The organism is Cyclobacterium sp. 10D3-21 (assembly GCF_055809755.1).
Genome location: NZ_CM147924.1, coordinates 3,231,557 through 3,252,519 on the forward strand (window position 1 = coordinate 3,231,557; position 20,963 = coordinate 3,252,519).

Genomic DNA, 20,963 nt, shown 5'->3' on the forward strand with positions numbered 1-20,963 from the left:
GTGATGGGATCGATTTATGCCTGAAATCGTCCCATTGAAGAGACTGAATTAGGTGTAATTATACAACGATGGTTATTTAAAAAAGTAGTCGTGCCTACTTTTCTAGCCTTAATTGTCCTAATTTTAAAATCAATTGAACTCATTTCCATTGGTATCTAAAGAGTGAAATTCGCCTATTAGTTGGGGTGCTTTACCTTTTTTAATACTTAAGGCCTGTGTTGAATTAAGCCTGAAATCCACCATCAACGGTAAATATACTACCTGTGGTGTAGCTCGATGCCTCAGATGCTAGAAATAGTGCCATGGATCCTATCTCTCCTTCTTCGCCTATTCTTTGTAAGGGGAGTTCTTCTAAAAATTTCTCACGAAGTTCTTGATTTGACCATAAAACCTCACTGAATTTTGTTTTAATCAACCCAGGGCAAATGGCATTTACACGTATATTGTAAGTACCCCATTCTTTCGCAAAGACTTTTGTCAACGAAATAAGGGCTGATTTACTGACGCTATAAAGGCCAAGCCCTTTCTCAGGTGATAAGGCACTTATAGAGCTAATATTGATAATGGAAGCTGAAGAAGATTGTTTTAAATAGGGAAGGCTAAGTTTTGACAACTCATAAGGAGCTTTCAAATTCACATCCAGAATTTTATCGAACACACCCAAGTCTGTGGTTTCTATCGCTCCATATACAGGGTTGGTAGCAGCGTTGTTTACTAGGATATCGATTTGTCCGTATTTATTAACCGTTTGCTCAATCAAATTTTTTCTATCCTCTTCATAGCCGATATTATTGGCTACTCCCATGGCCACATAACCTTTCTCCTTAAGTTTGGCAATGGCCTCATCTAGACGTTCCTGATTTCTACTATTTATCACCACTTTAGCTCCAGCTGCAGCAAAAAAATGTGCGATTGAAAAACCAATGCCACTACTTGCGCCAGTTATAATAGCGACTTTGCCATGTAATGAAAATAGTGTACTTAAATCCATAAATTTTCTGTTTTATTTTGTCAGAAATATACCTAATCAAATTTAAAATTTTAACCTGGATAAAGCAATTTAATTGGTGTTCCATCTCAGTAAGTATTGCATTTACAATAAATGGAAAAGCTTATATCCCAAAAAATTACAGCGCTTAATAATAGGATACCGGCTATAACTATCTGATTTTAATGTGTATTTCGGTAAGGTAGGTCTTAAAATACCCATTATTTATCCTATAGATTATTTTTTTGTTAAGTACCTAAAATAATCATTATCAAAATCATTCTTTTTTGACCTTATCCGATTTAGGGTGGGTAATGTTCCGATCGTTAATTTCTGAAACCTCCTTGCCTAAAACTTCTTTGGCCGAGATTTCCTGTTCTTTACCTGCTTTTGATTTCTTCGTGCTAAATATTTTCTTATAAAGCAGGAATATCGCAATTACAATTGCAAAAATAATGAGTGCTCCTATTAATAAATCCATAGTTTTGTCTTTAATTAATTCTACTATATATTTATAGAACAATAAAGATGCCTAAAAAAGAGAGATTTCACTTTTTTTTAACTTTAATTTCACATTAAGGATTGTTGCACATCCATGGACGTAATTTGCACTCCCAATTGCTTGTCTATAGCTTAAGAGGTTAACTTTTCCTCTTTTTTACCACCAAATTCAACTTTTAAAAAAGATTTCCCTGTATGGGTTGGGTTTTGAATGGGTTGCTGGTGCCTTTTAATATTTCAAAAAGGATCTTATTGAAGCCATTTTTCCAACTTTCAATATTGATCTTAATGTCATTTGGCTCCAAATTCACTGAGCCAGACAATTGACAGTAGCCAATCAGCATGCTCCAAATGGTATAAAAAGTGCTGTCGGCCTGCAGATCAGGACGCATGCTACCATCCTTAATGCCTTGAGAAATCGCTTTGATGCCGATTTTCGCCAAATCATTGTGGCTTTGAAGCAACTTATTGAAAAATTGGCTTTCTAAAAGCAATGGATTTACTTTTTCTGAATCTTGATGATACAATTCCAAAACAGACAGAAAATATAAAATGGCATCATGGAAAACTTTCTTTTCTTGGACAAATTGAAAATAACCATTGACCATATCGGTCATTACCTCTATGCCCGTTTTGTCTTTTCCTTTCCCGAAGGACTTGTTGAAGACCTCTTTCAATTCTTCAATGCCCTTTTTAGTAATGGCCATGTAAAGGTCCTCTTTACTTTTATAATAAAAATAAACCAGACCTTTACTTATTTTAGCTTTCTTGGCTACGTCTTCGACTTTTGTTGCATGGAGCCCTTTTTCAGCAAACAATGCAATGGCTGATTCAAGGATCTTTTTCTCTTTTTGCTGTCTTTCGTAAACGCCCATATTCTATTTTATGCCTGTTATAAATCTCCCTTAAATATAATCCTTAAGAGAGAACCTTGATTATATAATAATTTTTCTTTCCTTTTTGGACCAAAAGGTACTTACCTTGAAGCAAGGGGGTATCCACTTTATTGTTTGGATTTTCTATTTTTTGCTTATTGATAGAGACACCACCACCTTGAATCATTTTTCTGGCTTCGCCTTTAGATTTAAAAATGGTTTGGTCTAAAGTCAGTAAATCCAGGGCATTTTCAGCATTTTCATAGGTTTTTTGATCCATTTCTATCACATCTACTCCATCGAAAACCTGCAGAAAAGTACGTTCATCTAGTGTAGACAAATCTTCCAGGGAAGATTTACCAAATAGAATTCCTGACGCTTTCACCGCTACTTCATATTCTTTTAGGCTGTGAACAAGAATTGTAATTTCCTCTGCCAAGGCTTTTTGTAAAACCCGTAGATGCGGTGCTCCAATATGTTCTTTTTCTAAACCTTCAATGGCTTTTTGGTCTAAGGTGGTGAAGATTCGGATATATTTGGCTGCATCTTCATCAGAAACATTAAGCCAAAACTGGTAAAAAGCATAAGGGGATGTCTTTTCTGGATCAAGCCAAACACTTCCACCTTCTGTTTTTCCAAACTTGGTGCCATCCGCTTTGGTAATCAGCGGCACTGTAAGTGCAAAAGCTTCACCTCCGGCTTTTTTTCGAATCAGTTCAGTACCAGTGACAATATTACCCCACTGATCAGATCCACCCAACTGAATGCTACAACCTTTGTTTTTCCATAAATAATAAAAGTCATAGCCTTGGATCAACTGGTAAGTAAACTCTGTAAAAGACAAACCATTGCCATCTTCAAGTCTTCTTTTCACTGAATCTTTTGCCATCATGTAGTTGACGGTGATGTATTTGCCTACGTCCCTAATGAATTCCAAGAATGAAAATTCAGACATCCAGTCGTAATTGTTAACCAACAAGGCTTTATTGGATGCTTCTGCATCAAAATCTAAAAATTTCTCTAATTGTTTTCGGATGCCAGCAATGTTTTGATCCAAAGTAGCCTTGTCCAATAAGTTTCGCTCTGAGGACTTAAAGGAAGGATCTCCTATCATACCCGTAGCACCTCCTATAAGTGCAACTGGTTGATGCCCTGATCGCTGAAAATGGAGCAAGGTCATTACTCCAACCAAATGGCCAATATGAAGTGAATCAGCAGTTGGGTCAAAACCAAGATAGGCTGATGCTTTTCCTTTTTGAATATGTTCTTCTAATCCTGCGGTCATGTCCTGGATCATGCCCCGCCACTTTAATTCAGCTATAAAATCATTCATTCTACTTGGCTTTTTATTATGCGTCCGCAAATATAAGGCATCTTGATAAAAGGAAGGAATGAAAAGGATTTAATAATTTACCCTTCTGCTCTTTCATTAGGAATACCATAAATTTTAAATGGGTCTTTACGGATTAGAATGGGGGAGAAGCTTATAAAATGAATCTACCCGTTTCCGGAAAAAATAATAATATTGGGGCCAATGGATTTAAAAAGGTAGAATTATAATCTTCCCCAAGGAGGTATTAAAAAGCCTGTGCATGGTAAATCTATAATTATCGGTTTGGAGGTTGATTTTATTTCAAAAACTAAATTGCTATCAGCCGAAAATCAGGATTGGAAAGATTATTATTTTAATTTGAATTTAAACTGAAATTTCACCGTGTTATTTTTTAATTCAGGGATGTTCAATTCAGGGAATCCTTCAATTAGACTTTTACATTCTTCAAACAGCCATGGGTAGTCGTTGACTTCAGTAATTAATGAAGGATCAATTCCATATCCAACAATTACTATTTCGCTAAGTGTAAAAACTTTTCTTTGAGGCCGATCCCTATAAACGCCCGTCACTTTTCCATTGTTATCTACCTTTGCAAATACAATTAACCTTCCATTCTGCCCATATTCTTTGGCTTCTTTTGGGTAGGTAATGGTTTTGGCTATATACCTAATTAATTCATCTATACTATTTATTGCTGGGTCTGTTGATTTTTCCTGGGCCTTTGGCAATTCGCTTTCAGTTATATTTAGGTTCATTTCTGGAACATCACTTGCCTTTAACGCAGTAGTTTTTTCGGATAGGCCTGCCAATAGGATTAGAAAAACTGGAAGGACAGCTAATTTCCTGATTTTTGAAAATTTCGATTCATTTTGAGATTTCATCATGAGTATGCGGTTTCTGAGGTTGTTTGAGTTCAATTCTGTGAATTGTGGCAGCGCTATTCTTTCGCTGACCATTGAGATTAATGCCATTTGGTATTGCCTCATGTTTGCTTGTTGTACAACCATATCATCAGCTCTGTATTCCAGGTTTAGTCTTACCGCTTTGTTAATGGTAATAGCAAAAGGATTGAACCATTGGAAGGCCGAAAGAAATTCAATGATAAATAAATCAATGAAATGATTCTCCTTAAGATGAACCTTCTCATGGTCAATCACCATTTTTAAACTTGGATGATCGAGGATATTTCTTCCAATGATAATTTTATCAATGAAGGTAAATGCCCGTATATTTTTTTCTGACAAGTAGACTGTTTGGTTATCGATGATGTCCTGTTGGGATGCTTTTTGTATGGCCGATGCTTGAATATAGCTGATAAAAAACCTTATCAGACAGAAAACCATCCCAGAAACATAAATGATGGACAAAACTGATATCCAATTAATTAAGGTATTTTCACCGTTATTCTGTATTACATTAGATCCACTTATTGGGAGTGGATTTATTTCATTAAAATAAACAGTAGTCACGGATAGATCAGCTCCTGTGGGAAAGCTAATTAATGGAAGAATATGGGCGACAGGAAGGATAAGCAGTAAGTAGTAGCGATTAAAAACAAATTGTTTTTTTTCTCGGAATAGGAAATGGTAGGTAAGGTATAAAACCGCTGTGGCCAATGATACCTTCAATAAATAAAGAAAAACAGCTTCCATAAATTATTTTGATTTTATCAATTGTATCAATTCTTTTACTTCCTCCTCATCCAATTTTTCCTCTTTTACAAAGGCAGCAACGGCACTGGAAAATGAATTGTCAAAGTAATGACTGACAATTTCTTTCATGTAAATTTTGCGGTAGGCTTCTTTTTTAAGCAATGGGAAATATTCATAAGTATTGCCGAAGGCATTGAATCCTACCACTTCTTTTTCTTGCAAAACCCTGATGAGGGATGAGATAGTATTGTAATGGGGTTTTGGATCGGGATATTTGGCCACAATGTCCTTAACGAATGCCTTTTTAAGTTTCCAAAGGATTTGCATTAGCTCCTCTTCTTTCTTGGTCAATTTCTCCATAGAGATTTGAAATTTAAATTTGAATAAATATACAACGGGTTTTCCAGTTTGTCAATTGTTTTACCAGTTAAATAACTAATAATTTAAACTAAAGGTTGTGTGTTCAAATTTGATTTCCCTCGAAAGGGTTTCTATTATAGTTATTTATCATTTTTCTCTCCAAAGTTCGCTTAGTTGGAAATCCCAAAGAATGAAATTAAATTTAAGTAATTATTTAAACCCAAAATTATATGAAGCTTCTGACATGTGTAGTTATTTTTACCTGCTGTCTTGCCCAGCCAATACTTGCTCAAACACCCGAAAGAATTAAATTGGCAGATGAGATGGCTTACTCCATCAACAATGAATTGATCAACCATTGGTACCCGAAAGCTTATGATACTGAATTTGGAGGTTATATCAGTTCCTTTGATGCAGCCTTTAATCCAACAGAAAATCAGGACAAGATGATTGTTTCACAAGCCAGGCACTTGTGGACCTTGTCTAAAATGATAGAGAGAAGCCCAGATACTGATCACTATAAAAAAGGAGCAAGGCTTGGCTATACCTTTATAAGAGATAAATTTTGGGACAAAGAGAATGGTGGGTTTCACACCTTGCTAAGTCGTGATGGTCAGGTAAAGGAAAGTGGTATTGGAGCTAAAACTGCCTATGGTAATTCCTTCGGTATTTATGGCCTTGCTGCGTATTATAAGGTGTCATCGGATCCCGAAGTCCTTGAATTGGCTAAGAAAGCCTTTTATTGGCTGGAAGAAAACAGTTATGACCCTCAATATGGCGGGTATTTCCAATCTCTGGCAGTAGATGGTTCTCCACTGGATAGAGATAGCAGCACCCCCTCTACATCCACCATTGGGTACAAAGATCAAAATAGCTCCATCCATTTATTAGAAGCATTTACTGAATTATACACTGTATGGAAAGACCCTTTACTTAAGCAAAGGACTAAAGAACTACTGGCCTTAATCAGGGACACCATAGTTCAAAAGGAGGGTTACCTTCAGTTGTTTTTACAACCAGATTGGACTCCTGTAAGTTTTAGGGAAGAAGGTAGGGACTCCATAGAGAAGCACCATTCCATAGACCATGTTTCCTACGGGCATGATGTAGAGACGGCCTATTTGATGATGGAAGCCTCGCATGTTTTGGGGCTGGTTGATGACCATGCCACTTGGGAAATAGGTAAGAAAATGGTAGACCATTCGCTCACATATGGCTGGGATAATGCAACAGGCGGGTTCTATGATGGTGGTTATTATTTTCCCGGTGAAGCACCACCAGAAGTTATCAAGGACACGAAAAACTGGTGGGCACAAGCCGAGGGGCTCAATACCCTTTTAATTCTGACGGATTTATACCCCAATGATGCGATGCAGTATTTTAGTAAATTTAAACTTCAATGGAATTATATACAAAAATACCTTATTGACCATCAAAATGGAGAATGGTATGCTGGTGGATGGGATAAACAGCCAGAATTAAAAAATGCCCAAAAAGGCCATATATGGAAAACCGCTTATCACAACTTCAGGTCATTGAATAACTGTGAACAAAAGCTACGGGACCCTTCCCATCTCGCATTGACTATAAATAAGGGTGGAGTTGGTCATTAAGGCATGTTTCCAATCTTTATAAAAGTTTTATTTCCCACTAATAATCTTTTCCTTATATTTCTGAACTTGAATAGTGTCTTTTATTTAAACCTTTAGTAATCCGTGCTGTTCAGAAGTATTAAGAGAATTGAGGAGAAGGAACTGTTGCTAGCAGGAACATATAATGAATAACTACGTTTTCCTGTTTTACACCAGCAGGGGTTTAACCCAGATTAACAATAATGACCAGAGAATATTCTATGAATCTATTGAATGTGAAATTTAGACAGCAGTTGCAATATTTATTATTTGCTAGTGTATTAATTATTTTTAGTTGTGGTTCAAAGGATGAGCAGGATTTAAAAATTAAGCATTTTAGTGCTACTGATACCCAGAATTGGGCATCTCAGGTTGAGGAAATGGTACAGCCATCATTAGATTCCGGGTTGATGGTGCATATATGGGCATCTGATTCTATGGTTTTTGATCCAATCTCCATAGATTTTGACTACCAGGGAAGGTTGTATTATAGCCGTACCAATCGACAAAAAAACTCCGAGCATGATATAAGAAGGCATCAAGACTGGGAGATCAGGTCAATTGCTTTGCAAACCATTGAAGAAAAGCGGGCTTTTTTAAGGGAAGAACTTTCAGAAGAAAACAGCGATAAAAACGAGTGGCTGGAAGATCTTAATGGAGATGGATTCCATACCTGGAAAGACATGGCCATTGAAAAAGACCATATATACCGGCTTGAGGATACGGATGAAGATGGTCTGGCAGATCAATACCAATTGGTCTTTGAAGAATTAAATGAAGAGGTTACCGATGTAGCAGGAGCGGTGATGAAATTTGGAGACGATCTTTTCGTAGGTGCGGCTCCTGATATGTGGCGGGTCAAAGAAGATCCTAAAACTGGATTGACCAAGGAAAAGGTGTCCATCTCTCATGGATATGGTATTCATATTGGTTTTGGAGGACATGGAATGTCTGGCCTTGAAATGGGACCCGATGGCAGGGTTTATTGGGGTATAGGTGACATAGGCTTTAACGGAAAAGACCAGGATGGCAACACCAATAAATATCCCAATAGAGGAGTAATCGCACGCTCAAACCCTGATGGAAGCGATTTTGAGATTTTTGCCATGGGGGTAAGAAATACACATGAATTTGTTTTTGATGATTTTGGGAACCTGATAAGCGTAGACAATGATGGTGACCACCGGGGTGAAAGTGAGCGCCTGGTGTACCTGGTAGATGGTTCCGATACAGGATGGAGAATAAACTGGCAATTTGGTAAATACAGGGACCCCAAGAACAATGAATACAAGGTTTGGATGGATGAGGAAATGTACAAACCGCGCCAAGAAGGTCAGGCCGCGTATTTTCTTCCACCTATAAAAAACTACATCAATGGCCCTACGGGTATGTTGTATAATCCAGGTACTGCTTTAGGGGAGCGATGGAAAGACACTTTTTTTGTAGCAGGATTTTCAGGAAACCCAGCAAGGTCAGGAATCCATGCTTTCAAACTGGCCCCAAAAGGAGCTGGATTTGAAATGACCGAGACCAAAAAGATCATGGGTGGAATATTGGCGACGGGAATGGACTTTGGCCCGGATGGAGCCCTTTATTTTGCTGATTGGATTGATGGTTGGGGCACTAAGGACAATGGTAGAATCTGGAAAATGGAGGTTAGCGAAGGCAAAAATAACCAGCTGAGAAATGATACAGAAACCTTGATTAAGGCTAATTTCAAGGAAAAAAAGGACGCTGAATTGAGTAATTTGCTGGATAATCCTGACAAAAGGGTGCGACAAAAAGCACAGTTTGAATTGGCCAAAAGAGGCAGTGATGGACTTGAAATATTTCAGGCAAGACTAGGTGCAGGCAATGGCCAAATGGCAAGAGTTCATGCCATTTGGGGAATAGCACAACTTGCCCGATCAGGTGAACCCAATGCAGGTGAATTGCTGATCCCTATGCTAAAGGATACGGACCCTGAAATAAGGGCCCAAGGGGCTAGATGGCTGGGAGATATAAGGTATGAGGAAGCTGAAGGAAATTTGGTTCCTCTTCTTCAAGACCAATCGGTCCGGGTACAATTCTTTGCAGCTGAGGCATTGGGCAGGATTAAGGCCGCTTCCGCAGTTCAACCCCTAATCGCATTTCTAGAAGCCAATAATGATGAAGACGTATATTTACGACATGCCGGTAGCCTGGCCTTAGCGAGGATAGGGGATGTGGCTGCTGTTGAAGCGCTTTACCAACATCCGTCAAAGGCAGTAAGGATTGCTGCTGTAGTTGCATTGAGGCGCATTCAGGCACCTGAAGTGGCTGCCTTTTTGGAGGATAAAGATGAATATATTGTTGCTGAAGCAGCAAGGGCCATCAATGATGATTATTCCATTGAAGCAGCATTGCCTGCTTTGGGTAAAGTACTAACCAGGGAAAACCTGTCCTCAGAACCATTGCTCAGAAGGGCTATAAATGCCAATCTTAGGGTGGGAAATGAAGCCGCACTTAATCAGGTGCTTCGCTTTATTGCCATGGAATCTGCACCGGAAAGCATGCGCATTGAAGCCATAAATGCCCTTTCTACCTGGGATAATCCATCCGTCCTGGACAGGGTGGATGGTAGATATAGAGGAGAAATAAAACGGGAATCGAATTTAATAAGGCAACAGGCATCGGCTCCATTGTTGAAACTGATCAATCATTCAAATGCATCCCTTCGATACACTGCCGTAAATGCGGTTGGATTATTAAAGATTGCCAATACTTCCGATAAATTGCTGTCCATGCTTAAAACAGATAGGGATCCATTGGTCAGAGAGGCTGCATTAAATGCACTGGCTAAATCAGAAGCTGATAATATGGAGATCGCACTAGAACAGGCCACTACGGACAAAGATAAAAGTGTGAGGGTTGCTGGTTTGGCAATTCTGGGAGAAATGGACTTGTCTGGCAATACAGTAGCCAACTTATTAGAGCAAGTGATCCTAAATCAAACAGTGGAAGAAAAGCAAGCGGCAATAAGCACTTTAGGAAAAGTAGATGAAGCTTATGCTCTTCCCGTTTTTGAAAAATTACTAGATGAGTTAAAGAATAAAAAATTACCAGCAGCCGTTGAATTGGAATTAAGTGAAGCACTGGAAACATTAGGCAGTGCGAATTTGTTAGCTAAATATAAAGCCATTAATGAAAATTTGTATGCTGGGAATGCTTTAGCAAGTTACAATGGAAGCCTCTTTGGAGGGGATGCTTCTAAGGGACGAAGGATTTTCTTCCAAAACCAGAATGCCCAATGCATGCGTTGTCATTCTTACGATGATTTTGGAGGTAATGCTGGTCCTCGATTAAATGGTATTGCCAATAGACTTGATAGGAAGCAATTGCTTGAAGCTCTTGTGGCACCAAGCAATCGGCTTGCCCCTGGTTATGGAGTTGTTACCTTAAAACTTAACGAGGAGAATAGCGTTTCAGGAATTGTAGTAAATGAAGACAAAAGCAGCATTACTTTAAAAATAGGAAATGAACCAGATAAAATTATTGCAAAAAACACCATAAAAGAGAGGTCAAATGCCTTGTCCTCTATGCCTGATATGAAGGCTTTATTGACAAAAAGAGAAATCCGAGATTTGGTTAGTTTTCTAGTGACATTAGATAAAGAAGAACAATAGCCTTTTTTGCCAAATTTTTATAAAACCACCCATCTCATAAATTTATATTGATTATCCATGTTGAGAAAATTTAAATTGACAGAACAATACAAGATTTTTAATATCCTACCTTTTTGCATTGTCCTTAGCCTTGGCTTTACTGCATGTAACTCAGGTGAAAAAGCAGCGACACTTCAGGTAAAGCAACTGACTCAGGAAGAAGTTAACACACAAACAGTCGCCATCGAAGGCTTGGTCAATCCTGTGTATAATAATGATCTCAAATTGGACCTTTGGGCAGTGGACTCATTGGTTGCTGATCCGATTTCTTTACAAATAGATGATCATGGCAATGCCTTCTATTCAAAAACAAATAGAAGAAAAATTTCTGAATTTGATATCCGAAGCCATCAGGATTGGGAAATATCCTCTATAAGTTTCAAAAATGTAGCGGATCGAAAGGCATTTATCCATAAACAATTGGCACCAGAAAACAGTGCTGAGAACGAATGGCTTCCTGATATTAATGGTGATGGTTCCCATGACTGGAAGGACCTTACGATTGAAAAGGAAAATGTTTTCGAAATTCAGGATACCGACGGTGATGGTAAAGCAGATCGTTCAACATTAATTGCCAGTGATTTTAATCAGGAAACTTCCGATGTCGCTGGAGCGGTATTGTATTATGACGATGCGCTTTTTGTTGGTGTGGCTCCTGATTTATGGAGGATGACAGATACCAATGGTGATGGATTTATGGATGAGAAAAAATCTCTAGCCCATGGATTTGGTGTGCACATCGGTTTTGGCGGACACAATATGTCAGGACTTAAAGTGGGCCCGGAAGGTAAAATTTATTGGGGAATAGGTGATATTGGCTTTAGTGGAGAAGATGATAAAGGAAATCTACTTGATTATCCAAACTGTGGTGTAGTGGCTCGTGCCAATCCAGATGGTTCGGATTTTGAAATTTTCGCTTATGGTGTTAGAAACACCCATGAATTTGATTTCGATGATTATGGAAACCTTATAAGTGTGGACAATGACGGAGATCACAAAGGAGAACGAGAAAGAATAGTCTATTTAGTAGAGGGATCGGATACAGGCTGGAGAATTAATTGGCAGTTTGGTAAATATCGTGACCCTAAGAACAATGGATACAAGGTATGGATGGATGAAAAGATGCATCTTCCAAGAAATGAAGATCAAGCTGCTTATTTCATTCCTACAATTGCCAATTACGTAAATGGACCTACCGGAATGCAGCATAACCCGGGAACAGGGCTTGGTGAACAATGGAAAAATAAGTTTTTTGTTGCAGAATTTGGAGGGAATGCTGCCAGATCAGGGATTCATGCTTTTGACCTGAAACCAAAAGGAGCGGGTTTTGAGATGGGAGAAACGGAGCAGATTCTTACTGGTATCCTCGCCACTGGAATGGACTTTGCACCTGATGGAGGATTGTATTTTTCTGATTGGATTGATGGATGGGTGAACAAAGGCTATGGCAGGATTTGGAAATTTACAGATAAAACTGCAACTGCTGATATTCGAAAACTCACAGCATCTCATTTAGCAAAAAATTATCCTGATTTATCAAAAGAGGAACTTTCCTCTCTTTTAGGTTTCGAAGACCAGCGTGTCAGACAAAAAGCACAGTTTGAATTGGCGAAACGAGGAGAAGAAGGAATGGAAGTATTTACTACTGTCTTGGCTAAAAAAGAAAATCAATTGGCAAGAATTCATTCCATTTGGGGAATCTCTCAGCTCGCTCGAGAAAATTCTGAACGCGCAGAAACTTTGGTGCCTTATTTGAAAGACAGTGATGTTGAAATTATAGCGCAGTCAGCCAGATGGATAGGTGATTTAAAATATACGCCTGTTGCCAAAAATATACTTCCCCTGCTTTCATCAGATGAGCCAAGAGTTCAGTTTTTTGCCGCGGAAGCTTTGGGTAAAATGAAGTATGAAGCCGCTTTCGAAGCCATCGTAACACTTTTACAAGAAAATGACAATGCAGACCTGTATATCAGGCATGCGGCCAGTCTAGCATTGTCCAGGATTGGAAAGTCTTCAGAAATCGTTGATTTGGCAAACCATCCTTCAGAAGCGGTTCGTCTTGGGGCAGTTATTGCACTAAGGAGGTTAGGCGATAAAGGGATCGAAGCCTTTTTAAATGATAAAAGCGAATATATAATAGCGGAAGCAGCAAGAGCGATCAATGATGATTTCTCAATAGAAGCAGCCATCCCGGCTCTTGGGAAATTATTGGTATCTGGAGATTTTACTTCAGAACCACTTCTTAGAAGGGCGATTAATGCCAATTTAAGGTGGGGTACTGAAGAAGCATTCAATAACTTATTGACTTATTCCAATAAAGCAAAGGCCCCTGAGGCCATGCGTGTAGAAGCCATAGCAGCATTGAGTACCTGGACTTCTCCTTCTGTATTGGATAGGGTTGATGGATGGTATAGAGGCGAATTCAACAGAGATATTGTAGCCTTCCAGGCTTCGGCATCTAAAGTTTTAATGGACTTGACCAAAAACAATAGCCACCTGATTCGTGAAGAAGCGGTGACGGCTTTGGGCGAATTAAAAATTTCTGAATCCAATGAACGCTTACTCACTGTGCTTACAAATGATAATGATGCAGACGTTAGGGCTGAAAGTTTAAGGGCATTGTCTAAAATTCCAGAATCACCTATGGATAAGGCGATCGAGCAAGCACTTTCAGACAAAGAAAGAAGCGTAAGAGTTGCCGGTCTAGACCTTTTGGAAGAACTAACAATTCCTGAGGAAAGAAAAGCAGCACTCCTGGAAGAGGTCATTCAAAAAAGAACTGTGGAAGAACAACAAGCAGCGGTGACTACTTTAGCCAAGCTGGACCAAAATAGTACCAAACCTATATTTGAAAAATTATTGGTGCAATTTGAAAATGGAGCGTTGCCTCAAGCCATAGAGCTCGAGTTTTATGAAGCCATGGAGACAAGAGAAGATGTCCAATTAAAAGAAAGGTACAACAAGGTTCATGAAAGCATGAGCCAAGATGACCTTCTGGCTTCCTATAGTGGGAGTTTATACGGTGGAGACCTGGTAAAGGGACGTAGGATTTTCTTCCAACATGCAACCGCTCAATGTATCAAATGCCATGCATATGATGACTTTGGTGGCAATGCCGGACCAAAGCTAAATGGGGTAGGAGCCAATTTAACACGGGAACAATTGCTTGAAGCAGTTATTGATCCAAGTAAGCGACTTGCTCCAGGATTTGGCGTCGTTACCCTTTCTCTGGACAATGACAAGAAACTCGCAGGTATCAAAATGGACGAAACAGAAGAAAGCATCACCTTGAAAATGGGTAATCAACCGGATACGCTGATTATGAAAAGTCAAATTCTAGAAAGAAAAGATGCTCCATCCAGTATGCCTGATATGAAGCAATTTTTAAGCAGAAGAGAAATCAGGGACTTGGTTAGTTTCCTCGTGACCTTGAAGGAAGATTTTAATTGATTGAAGGATTCCATAATAAAAGCAAGAGGCCTCATTTTTTAAATGAGGCCTCTTGCTTTTTAGCCTTTAAAGAAGTATTAATCGGCATTAGCCCTAATTAACCTCCTATTTAGGTTTTAATTTATAAAGTCCCTTTTGTACTTGGCAGTTGATCCAATGCATTCAGGTCTTTCTTGACCGCCATTTTAATGGCTCTTGCCAAGCCTTTGAATATGGCTTCTATTTTATGGTGTTCATTTTCCCCTTCGGCCTTGATGTTCAGGTTGCATTTAGCCGTGTCGCTGAAAGACTTGAAGAAATGAAAGAACATCTCTGTTGGCATGTCTCCGATTTTTTCACGTTTGAAATCGGCTTCCCATACGATCCATGGTCGACCACCAAAGTCAATGGCTACTTGAGCCAAACAATCATCCATAGGCAATAAAAAGCCATACCTGTAGATGCCTTTTTTGTCTCCTATAGCTTTCAGATACGCTTCACCAAGTGCCAAGCCAGTATCTTCAATTGTATGGTGTTCATCTATATGCAAATCTCCCTCAACCTTAATCTCCAGATCGCATCCACCATGCTTGGCCAGTTGATCCAACATATGGTCAAAAAAGGGTAGGCCTGTGCCAATAGCGCTTTTGCCTGAACCATCCAGGTTCAGCCGGATGTCTATATTGGTTTCTGAGGTCTTGCGAATGACTTCAGCTTTCCTTGGGGGAAGCTTTAGAAATTCATAAATAGCATCCCAATTGTCGACACTTTTATCTGCATTTTTCACTACCTCTTTCCCAAAATAAATGGATTTGGTTCCAAGGTTTTCAGCCAGGGTCACATCGGTTAACCTATCACCTATCACATAGGAATTTTCCAGGTCGTAGTCCCCATTGAGATAGGCGGTGAGCATGGCCGTACCAGGTTTTCTGGTTGGTGCATTTTCATGTTCAAAAGTTTTGTCTATATGTATGTCTTTAAAAAATACCCCTTCCTGTTCCAGGGTTTTTAGCATTTTGAATTGTGCTGGCCAGAAGGTGTTTTCAGGATAAGAATCTGTTCCTAAACCATCTTGATTGGTGACAAGGACCAATTCAAAATCTCCTTCTTCTGCTATTTTTACCAGGTTACTAATTGCACGGGGTATAAATTCAAGTTTCTCTAAACTATCTACCTGAAAATCAGTTGGTGGCTCCTTGATGATGGTGCCATCCCTATCTATAAACAATACCTTTTTTTTCATGCTTCAATTTTTTCTAGTGCTTGTTGGTATGAATGCTAAGTACCCCTTTCAATGCATTGATCAACTGTGTGTTTTCCGCTTCACTTCCAACTGTTATCCGCAAACAATCTTCACAACGTTGTACTTTTGATCGGTCTCTGACGATTATTTTTTTATCAATTAATTGCTGATATACCTGATCGGCTTGAGGTACTTTCGCCAGCAGAAAATTGGCTGCTGATGGGTGTACCTTTTCAACCTCGGGAATATTTTCCAATGCAAGCCGCAATTGTTCTTTTTGTGCCAGGATTTCCTTCACCATCGCTTCAAGCTTCGGAGTATTACCTATGGCTTCCAATACCGTGTCTTGGGTCAGGCCGCTAATATTGTATGGAGGTTTGATTTTATTGAGTATGCCAATTATTTCCTTCGAGGCAAAAGCCATTCCCAGGCGCAATGTCGCCAGCCCCCATGCTTTGGAAAGTGTCTGCATAACGAGTAAGTTGGGATATTGACTCAATTCCAGGCTAAAACTAGGCTCATCACTGAAATCAATATAGGCTTCATCAATCACTACCAAGCCATCAAATTTGGCTAATATTTGATAGATCGCTTGTCGATCAATTTTATTTCCGCTTGGGTTATTTGGCGAGCAAATGAAGATGATCTTCGTATGCTCATCTACTGCATCCAACACATTTTGCACCTCCATATCAAATGCAGGGGAAAGGGATACTTTCTTTGTGGCCACATCATTAATGCCTGCACTTACTTCATACATGCCGTAGGTTGGGGGCATGATGATAACATTGTCAATTCCCGGTCTGCAAAAGGCCCTGAATAGCAAGTCTATTGCTTCATCACTTCCATTGCCGAGGAAAATATGGGCAGGAGGTACCTGCTTAATTGCACCTAGTTTTTCCTTTAACTTTGACTGATAAGGATCCGGATACCTGTTAAAAGATTGTTCAGAAACAGATCCCATTGCATTTTCATTGGCATCAAGAAATATCCCTTCTGTACCCGTATATTCATCTCTGGCGGAAGAATAGGGTTTCAGGGAAGCTATGTGCGGCCTAAGTAATTTTTGAAGATCAAATGCCATCTATTTCTTTTCTTTATCCAGGTAATTTAAACGAACACTAACGGCCTGTTTGTGGGCCATAAGTTGTTCATTCTCTGCCATCACTTCTATCACAGGACCCAAACCTCTCAGGCCTTCTTCAGTGATTTTCTGGTAGGTGATTTTCTTCACAAAACTGTCCAATGAAACACCTGAATAACTTCTCGCATAGCCATTGGTAGGAAGCGTATGGTTCGTGCCTGAAGCATAGTCTCCAGCAGACTCTGGCGTGAAATTACCTATAAATACTGATCCCGCATTTATAATTCCTTTTACAGCTCTGTCTTCTTCCTTAATGTTGATGATCAAATGCTCTGGGGCGTATTCGTTTATAAGTTCCAAAGCAATATCCATGTCGTCAATCACTACAGCTACACTGTTTTCCAAGGCTTTTCTTGCTGTTTTCTGTCGGGGCAAATGCTCCAGTTGACTTTCGACTTCAAGGATCACATTGTGCACTATTTTTTCTGAAGGACAAACTAGTATTACCTGACTGTCTGCTCCATGTTCGGCCTGAGATAGTAAATCTGCTGCTACAAAGGCAGGAATAGCCGTTTCATCTGCATATACCAATACCTCAGATGGGCCTGCAGGCATATCAATCGCCACTCCTTTTTTAGCTGCCAACTGTTTTGCAGCAGTTACATATTGATTTCCAGGACCAAATATTTTGTCTACCCGTGGAACGGATTCTGTGCCATAGGCAAGGGCTGCAATGGCTTGTGCTCCTCCGGCTTTAATTACTTTCGTGATGCCAATCAATTTGGCAGCATATAATATTGCCGGATGCACTTGTCCTTTCTGATCAGGTGGGGTGCACAGTATAATCTCTTCGCATCCTGCTAGTTTTGCTGGTATGCCAAGCATAAGTACGGTCGAGAATAAAGGCGCTGTTCCACCAGGTACATACAAGCCTACCTTTTGGATGGCAACACTTCTACGCATGCAAGTCACCCCCTTCATGATTTCGGTGCTTAAGGGGGGAGCTTCCTGTAATTTGTGAAATTTTTCAATATTGGACTTGGCCGTTTTAATCGCATCTTTCAGTGCTTTTTCAACATGCTTTCCAGCATTTTTTATGTCCGCAGGATCTACCATTATGGAATCTATTTCCACATGGTCATATTCAAAGGCAAACTTACGAAGGGCTTTGTCTCCTTGGCGTTTCACCTTTTTCATGATCGGTTTTACGATCTTTTCTATGTCCTTTGTTTTCTGAACAGGTCTTGCCAGTTCTTTCTTCCAGCTCTTTTTGTCAGGGTTGACCAGGATTTTCATACGTTATGAATTTTGTAATGGGAATATTCAATCCATTGATCACTTAATGAATTGATGGTATTTTCCATCAGTGTTCAATCTATTCCTATATAAGCATCTTCTCAATGGGAACAACCAAAATACCCTGTGCGCCAGCATTTCTTAGTTCCTCAATATTTTCCCAAAATTGGTCTTCACTAATGACGGAGTGAACAGATGACCATCCCTCTTCAGCCAAAGGCAATATGGTAGGGCTTCTCATGCCAGGTATTAATGCGACTATTTTGTCCAAATTCTCATTGGGTGCATTCAAAAGTACGTACTTGTTCTTTTTGCCTTTTTGAACAGCATCCATTCTGAACAGCAACTTCTCCACAGAGCCCTGCTTTGCAGTGGAAATGCCTTTATGACTTATAAGTACTGCCTGGGATTGGAAAATTTCTTCGACTTCCTTCAGTCCATTCATCATCAATGTAGACCCTGAACTGACGATGTCACAAATCCCTTCTGCTAATCCTATACTCGGAGCGATTTCTACCGAACCACTAATTTCATGAATGTCAGCTTTGATATTTACCTTTCTAAGGTAATCCCCAAGAATTTTAGGATAGGAGGTGGCTATGTTTTTGCCTTCAAAGTATTGGATACCAGGATAAGACTCTCCTTTTGGGATAGCCAAAGATAATCTACATTTTGAAAAGCCCAGTTGCTTAAGCACATTTACATTTTTGTCCTTTTCAACAAGTTCATTTTCTCCTACTATACCTAGATCAGCTATTCCATCGGCCACATATCCAGGAATGTCATCATCTCGTAGAAATAAAAATTCTATAGGAAAGTTTGTTGAAGATGATTTTAATTTACCTGTGCCGTTATGAAATTTGATGCCACACTCTTTTATGAGTTGGAGAGAATCGTCACTTAAACGCCCACTTTTTTGAACGGCAATCCTGATAATGTTTTCCATGGAATAATGTATACAATAAATACTTAGAATATATTTAGTTTGATTTGTTTCCCCCGGGGCAGGAGATTAGACGGAGGGGAAATCTCCATTTAGGAGCAATGATGACCTGCATGATGCTTATGTGCATTTGCTGGGTATAAAAATTTTGAGGTAAAGCGTAAACTTCCTGATATCATCATAGTATTGCAAATTTAGTCAGCAATTGCAAACTTGCAAAATAAAAATGATGTTTCCTGTGATAAAAAGGGTCTCTTTTTATCCTTTACTAAATAGCTTCTGGAGTATTGTACAAAAAGTTGACGATAGTGCTTATTTTTTTATTCTTTGGCAAATAGCCGAAAAGATTATTAATGGAATTCTTTTCTACTTTTCGGATTCGAATTTGATAGAATTCTCATTGATTTCAAGCATTTTACTAACCAACAAACCTATGGCTATTTATTGGGGTTAAAAAAAGTATAACTTGAAAAGTATACGTTTGAGATTACTTATCGATTTAAGTTGCAACAAACAAAAAGTATAATTATTTAAAAAATAATCTAAAAAGCTAGTTGTATTGGTAAAAATCATTCACTATTCTATCATAATTCATGATGTCTTTGTACTGAGTATTGCTTTTTATTTTTTCGATAGATTTTTTCAACAGTACTTTATTGACCCTATTATCGGTCATTTCAACTTTAAAAAAAGGCTCATCAGCAATTAAAACTTTAGTAAATTGGCCGCTATGAATATTTTTAACCAATAGTTTATTTGCTATGGACAGCATATCCTGGCCTTTTTTATTGTCAATCCAATTGAAAAATTCCAAATTCATTTCTGAGATAATAGGCCTGGCCTTTTTAAGCCACTTTTTGTTAATTTCCATTTTCTGCTCAATTATTTTGTAGATATCGGTCAGGTTAAATGGAATTACCTGTTGATTGTCATTGAAAATAGCTGTTAAATTACTTTTTATAGAAAGGTCAATGAAAATTTTTGTCGTGTCAAAATTCTTCTGAAAGTAATTTTGATGTAGTATTTGTTGGGCATCTTCAAAGGTGGAGATTAATATGTCATTTTCCTTTATCACATTTTCAACCTCTGACATGGGCTGAAAGATAAAGTTGTTTAAATCCATTTCAGCTAATGATGAAAATGAGGCAATACTTTTATCTACGATGGAAATGTTTTTAAAGCCTTTGCGAGTAAGATTTTTGTAAATTCTTTTGCTTAATGCATTGAATCCAATAATTGCAATTTTTGGATGTTTTAAATTTTTCACCAAATCAGTTATCAAATCTGAAACCGTGAAGGTTATCGAAAAATTCGGCAATTGGTAATCTACTTGTTCTTTTATACGTTTATTAGTGGCTAGTAAGTTATTCCACCATCTCTCAAGGTACTCGCCTACCATACCATTTTCTAGCGCCAAATTATACGCCTGAATAAAATGAGGGAAGAGGGGAGTGGTACCATAATTAGAAGACTGAACACCAAAACAAAGTTCTGAAAGGTGAACCAATAATTTCTCTTCATCACAGGTCTGGTGGAATTCATTTTTCAGAGGCATGCCACCAATGGATATACAATCAGTTATAGCTGCAAATACTCTGTCTTCCAAGTCTATATCGCTGTAATATATTATTTCAGTTCTCTCTGGAATTGACAGGATAATTAACTCTTTAATTTCTGGCCAGGATTTCAGCGTGAAAAGTAATTGTTTACTTTCATCCGAGTTCAAATAAAATGCGTCGCTTTTTAAGTTGTATAAATTGCCGCTGAAGCTCAATAATCTAAACTGTCCCATTATTGCTGTTTGTATTTGCTGTTAATGTATTGATACTATACGTATCTCCACACTTTGCCGGATTTACCGGTTTTTAAAAATTAATACTCAAATTTAAAAATAATATAAAAACTATTAAAAATTAGTCGATGAACGTGTAGGTATCGTCGATAA

14 protein-coding genes are annotated in these 20,963 nt (G+C 38.6%); 3 read left to right on the plus strand and 11 right to left on the minus strand.

The features are described from left to right. Positions 1-223: 223 nt before the first annotated feature. From AC0L7T_RS12840 to AC0L7T_RS12865, 6 genes are all read right to left on the minus strand, one after another. Positions 224-991, minus strand: coding sequence for an SDR family NAD(P)-dependent oxidoreductase (locus AC0L7T_RS12840; protein WP_473343058.1), 768 nt, complete (start codon positions 989-991; stop codon positions 224-226). Between the two features lie 274 nt (positions 992-1,265). After that, positions 1,266-1,469 carry a hypothetical protein gene (locus AC0L7T_RS12845; RefSeq protein ID WP_473343059.1) on the minus strand — a complete coding sequence of 68 codons (204 nt, stop codon included), beginning with the start codon at positions 1,467-1,469 and terminating at the stop codon, positions 1,266-1,268. Between the two features lie 196 nt (positions 1,470-1,665). Next, positions 1,666-2,364 (minus strand): TetR/AcrR family transcriptional regulator, encoded by a 699-nt coding sequence (locus tag AC0L7T_RS12850; RefSeq protein WP_473343060.1) that lies wholly within the window; start codon positions 2,362-2,364, stop codon positions 1,666-1,668. Positions 2,365-2,407: 43 nt separating this feature from the next. Then, positions 2,408-3,697, minus strand: a complete 1,290-nt coding sequence (gene tyrS / locus AC0L7T_RS12855; RefSeq protein ID WP_473343061.1) for a tyrosine--tRNA ligase — start codon at positions 3,695-3,697, stop codon at positions 2,408-2,410. A 347-nt stretch (positions 3,698-4,044) separates the two neighbouring features. Beyond that, on the minus strand, positions 4,045-5,349 hold the full coding sequence (locus AC0L7T_RS12860; RefSeq protein ID WP_473343062.1) for a M56 family metallopeptidase: 1,305 nt from the start codon (positions 5,347-5,349) through the stop codon (positions 4,045-4,047). Between the two features lie 3 nt (positions 5,350-5,352). Next, positions 5,353-5,709 (minus strand): BlaI/MecI/CopY family transcriptional regulator, encoded by a 357-nt coding sequence (locus AC0L7T_RS12865; RefSeq protein ID WP_473343063.1) that lies wholly within the window; start codon positions 5,707-5,709, stop codon positions 5,353-5,355. Between the two features lie 230 nt (positions 5,710-5,939). On the opposite strand from AC0L7T_RS12865, the gene AC0L7T_RS12870 reads away from it, so the two are divergent. The 3 genes from AC0L7T_RS12870 to AC0L7T_RS12880 all read left to right on the plus strand — a co-directional run bounded on the left by AC0L7T_RS12870 (position 5,940) and on the right by AC0L7T_RS12880 (position 14,473). Next, positions 5,940-7,322, plus strand: coding sequence for an AGE family epimerase/isomerase (locus AC0L7T_RS12870; protein WP_473343064.1), 1,383 nt, complete (start codon positions 5,940-5,942; stop codon positions 7,320-7,322). A gap of 239 nt (positions 7,323-7,561) precedes the next feature. Beyond that, positions 7,562-10,984 carry a HEAT repeat domain-containing protein gene (locus AC0L7T_RS12875; protein ID WP_473343368.1) on the plus strand — a complete coding sequence of 1,141 codons (3,423 nt, stop codon included), beginning with the start codon at positions 7,562-7,564 and terminating at the stop codon, positions 10,982-10,984. A 57-nt stretch (positions 10,985-11,041) separates the two neighbouring features. Continuing rightward, entirely contained in the window at positions 11,042-14,473 is a 3,432-nt protein-coding gene (locus AC0L7T_RS12880; RefSeq protein ID WP_473343065.1) for a HEAT repeat domain-containing protein, read from the plus strand. A 121-nt stretch (positions 14,474-14,594) separates the two neighbouring features. Here the strand turns inward: AC0L7T_RS12880 and hisB are convergent, their stop codons facing one another. From hisB to AC0L7T_RS12905, 5 genes are all read right to left on the minus strand, one after another. Beyond that, on the minus strand, positions 14,595-15,695 hold the full coding sequence (gene hisB / locus AC0L7T_RS12885) for a bifunctional histidinol-phosphatase/imidazoleglycerol-phosphate dehydratase HisB (RefSeq protein ID WP_473343066.1): 1,101 nt from the start codon (positions 15,693-15,695) through the stop codon (positions 14,595-14,597). A gap of 13 nt (positions 15,696-15,708) precedes the next feature. After that, positions 15,709-16,779 (minus strand): histidinol-phosphate transaminase, encoded by a 1,071-nt coding sequence (gene hisC, locus AC0L7T_RS12890; RefSeq protein WP_473343067.1) that lies wholly within the window; start codon positions 16,777-16,779, stop codon positions 15,709-15,711. Next, positions 16,780-18,075, minus strand: coding sequence for a histidinol dehydrogenase (gene hisD / locus AC0L7T_RS12895; RefSeq protein ID WP_473343068.1), 1,296 nt, complete (start codon positions 18,073-18,075; stop codon positions 16,780-16,782). 85 nt (positions 18,076-18,160) lie between these two features. Then, positions 18,161-19,021: an ATP phosphoribosyltransferase gene (gene hisG, locus AC0L7T_RS12900; RefSeq protein WP_473343069.1), complete on the minus strand. Its 861-nt coding sequence runs from the start codon at positions 19,019-19,021 to the stop codon at positions 18,161-18,163. A gap of 547 nt (positions 19,022-19,568) precedes the next feature. Then, positions 19,569-20,810 carry a Rossmann-fold NAD(P)-binding domain-containing protein gene (locus AC0L7T_RS12905; protein WP_473343071.1) on the minus strand — a complete coding sequence of 414 codons (1,242 nt, stop codon included), beginning with the start codon at positions 20,808-20,810 and terminating at the stop codon, positions 19,569-19,571. Between the last annotated feature and the right edge of the window lie 153 nt (positions 20,811-20,963).

What these genes read in the sequence shown, in the direction of transcription:
- hisC (WP_473343067.1), bottom strand. Translation starts at nt 16,779, where the DNA reads ATGGCATTTGATCTTCAAAAATTACTTAGGCCGCACATAGCTTCCCTG.
- hisG (WP_473343069.1), bottom strand. Translation starts at nt 19,021, where the DNA reads ATGGAAAACATTATCAGGATTGCCGTTCAAAAAAGTGGGCGTTTAAGT.
- AC0L7T_RS12860 (WP_473343062.1), bottom strand. Translation starts at nt 5,349, where the DNA reads ATGGAAGCTGTTTTTCTTTATTTATTGAAGGTATCATTGGCCACAGCG.
- AC0L7T_RS12840 (WP_473343058.1), bottom strand. Translation starts at nt 991, where the DNA reads ATGGATTTAAGTACACTATTTTCATTACATGGCAAAGTCGCTATTATA.
- AC0L7T_RS12865 (WP_473343063.1), bottom strand. Translation starts at nt 5,709, where the DNA reads ATGGAGAAATTGACCAAGAAAGAAGAGGAGCTAATGCAAATCCTTTGG.
- hisD (WP_473343068.1), bottom strand. Translation starts at nt 18,075, where the DNA reads ATGAAAATCCTGGTCAACCCTGACAAAAAGAGCTGGAAGAAAGAACTG.
- AC0L7T_RS12870 (WP_473343064.1), top strand. Translation starts at nt 5,940, where the DNA reads ATGAAGCTTCTGACATGTGTAGTTATTTTTACCTGCTGTCTTGCCCAG.
- AC0L7T_RS12845 (WP_473343059.1), bottom strand. Translation starts at nt 1,469, where the DNA reads ATGGATTTATTAATAGGAGCACTCATTATTTTTGCAATTGTAATTGCG.
- AC0L7T_RS12905 (WP_473343071.1), bottom strand. Translation starts at nt 20,810, where the DNA reads ATGGGACAGTTTAGATTATTGAGCTTCAGCGGCAATTTATACAACTTA.
- AC0L7T_RS12850 (WP_473343060.1), bottom strand. Translation starts at nt 2,364, where the DNA reads ATGGGCGTTTACGAAAGACAGCAAAAAGAGAAAAAGATCCTTGAATCA.
- AC0L7T_RS12875 (WP_473343368.1), top strand. Translation starts at nt 7,562, where the DNA reads ATGAATCTATTGAATGTGAAATTTAGACAGCAGTTGCAATATTTATTA.
- tyrS (WP_473343061.1), bottom strand. Translation starts at nt 3,697, where the DNA reads ATGAATGATTTTATAGCTGAATTAAAGTGGCGGGGCATGATCCAGGAC.
- hisB (WP_473343066.1), bottom strand. Translation starts at nt 15,695, where the DNA reads ATGAAAAAAAAGGTATTGTTTATAGATAGGGATGGCACCATCATCAAG.
- AC0L7T_RS12880 (WP_473343065.1), top strand. Translation starts at nt 11,042, where the DNA reads ATGTTGAGAAAATTTAAATTGACAGAACAATACAAGATTTTTAATATC.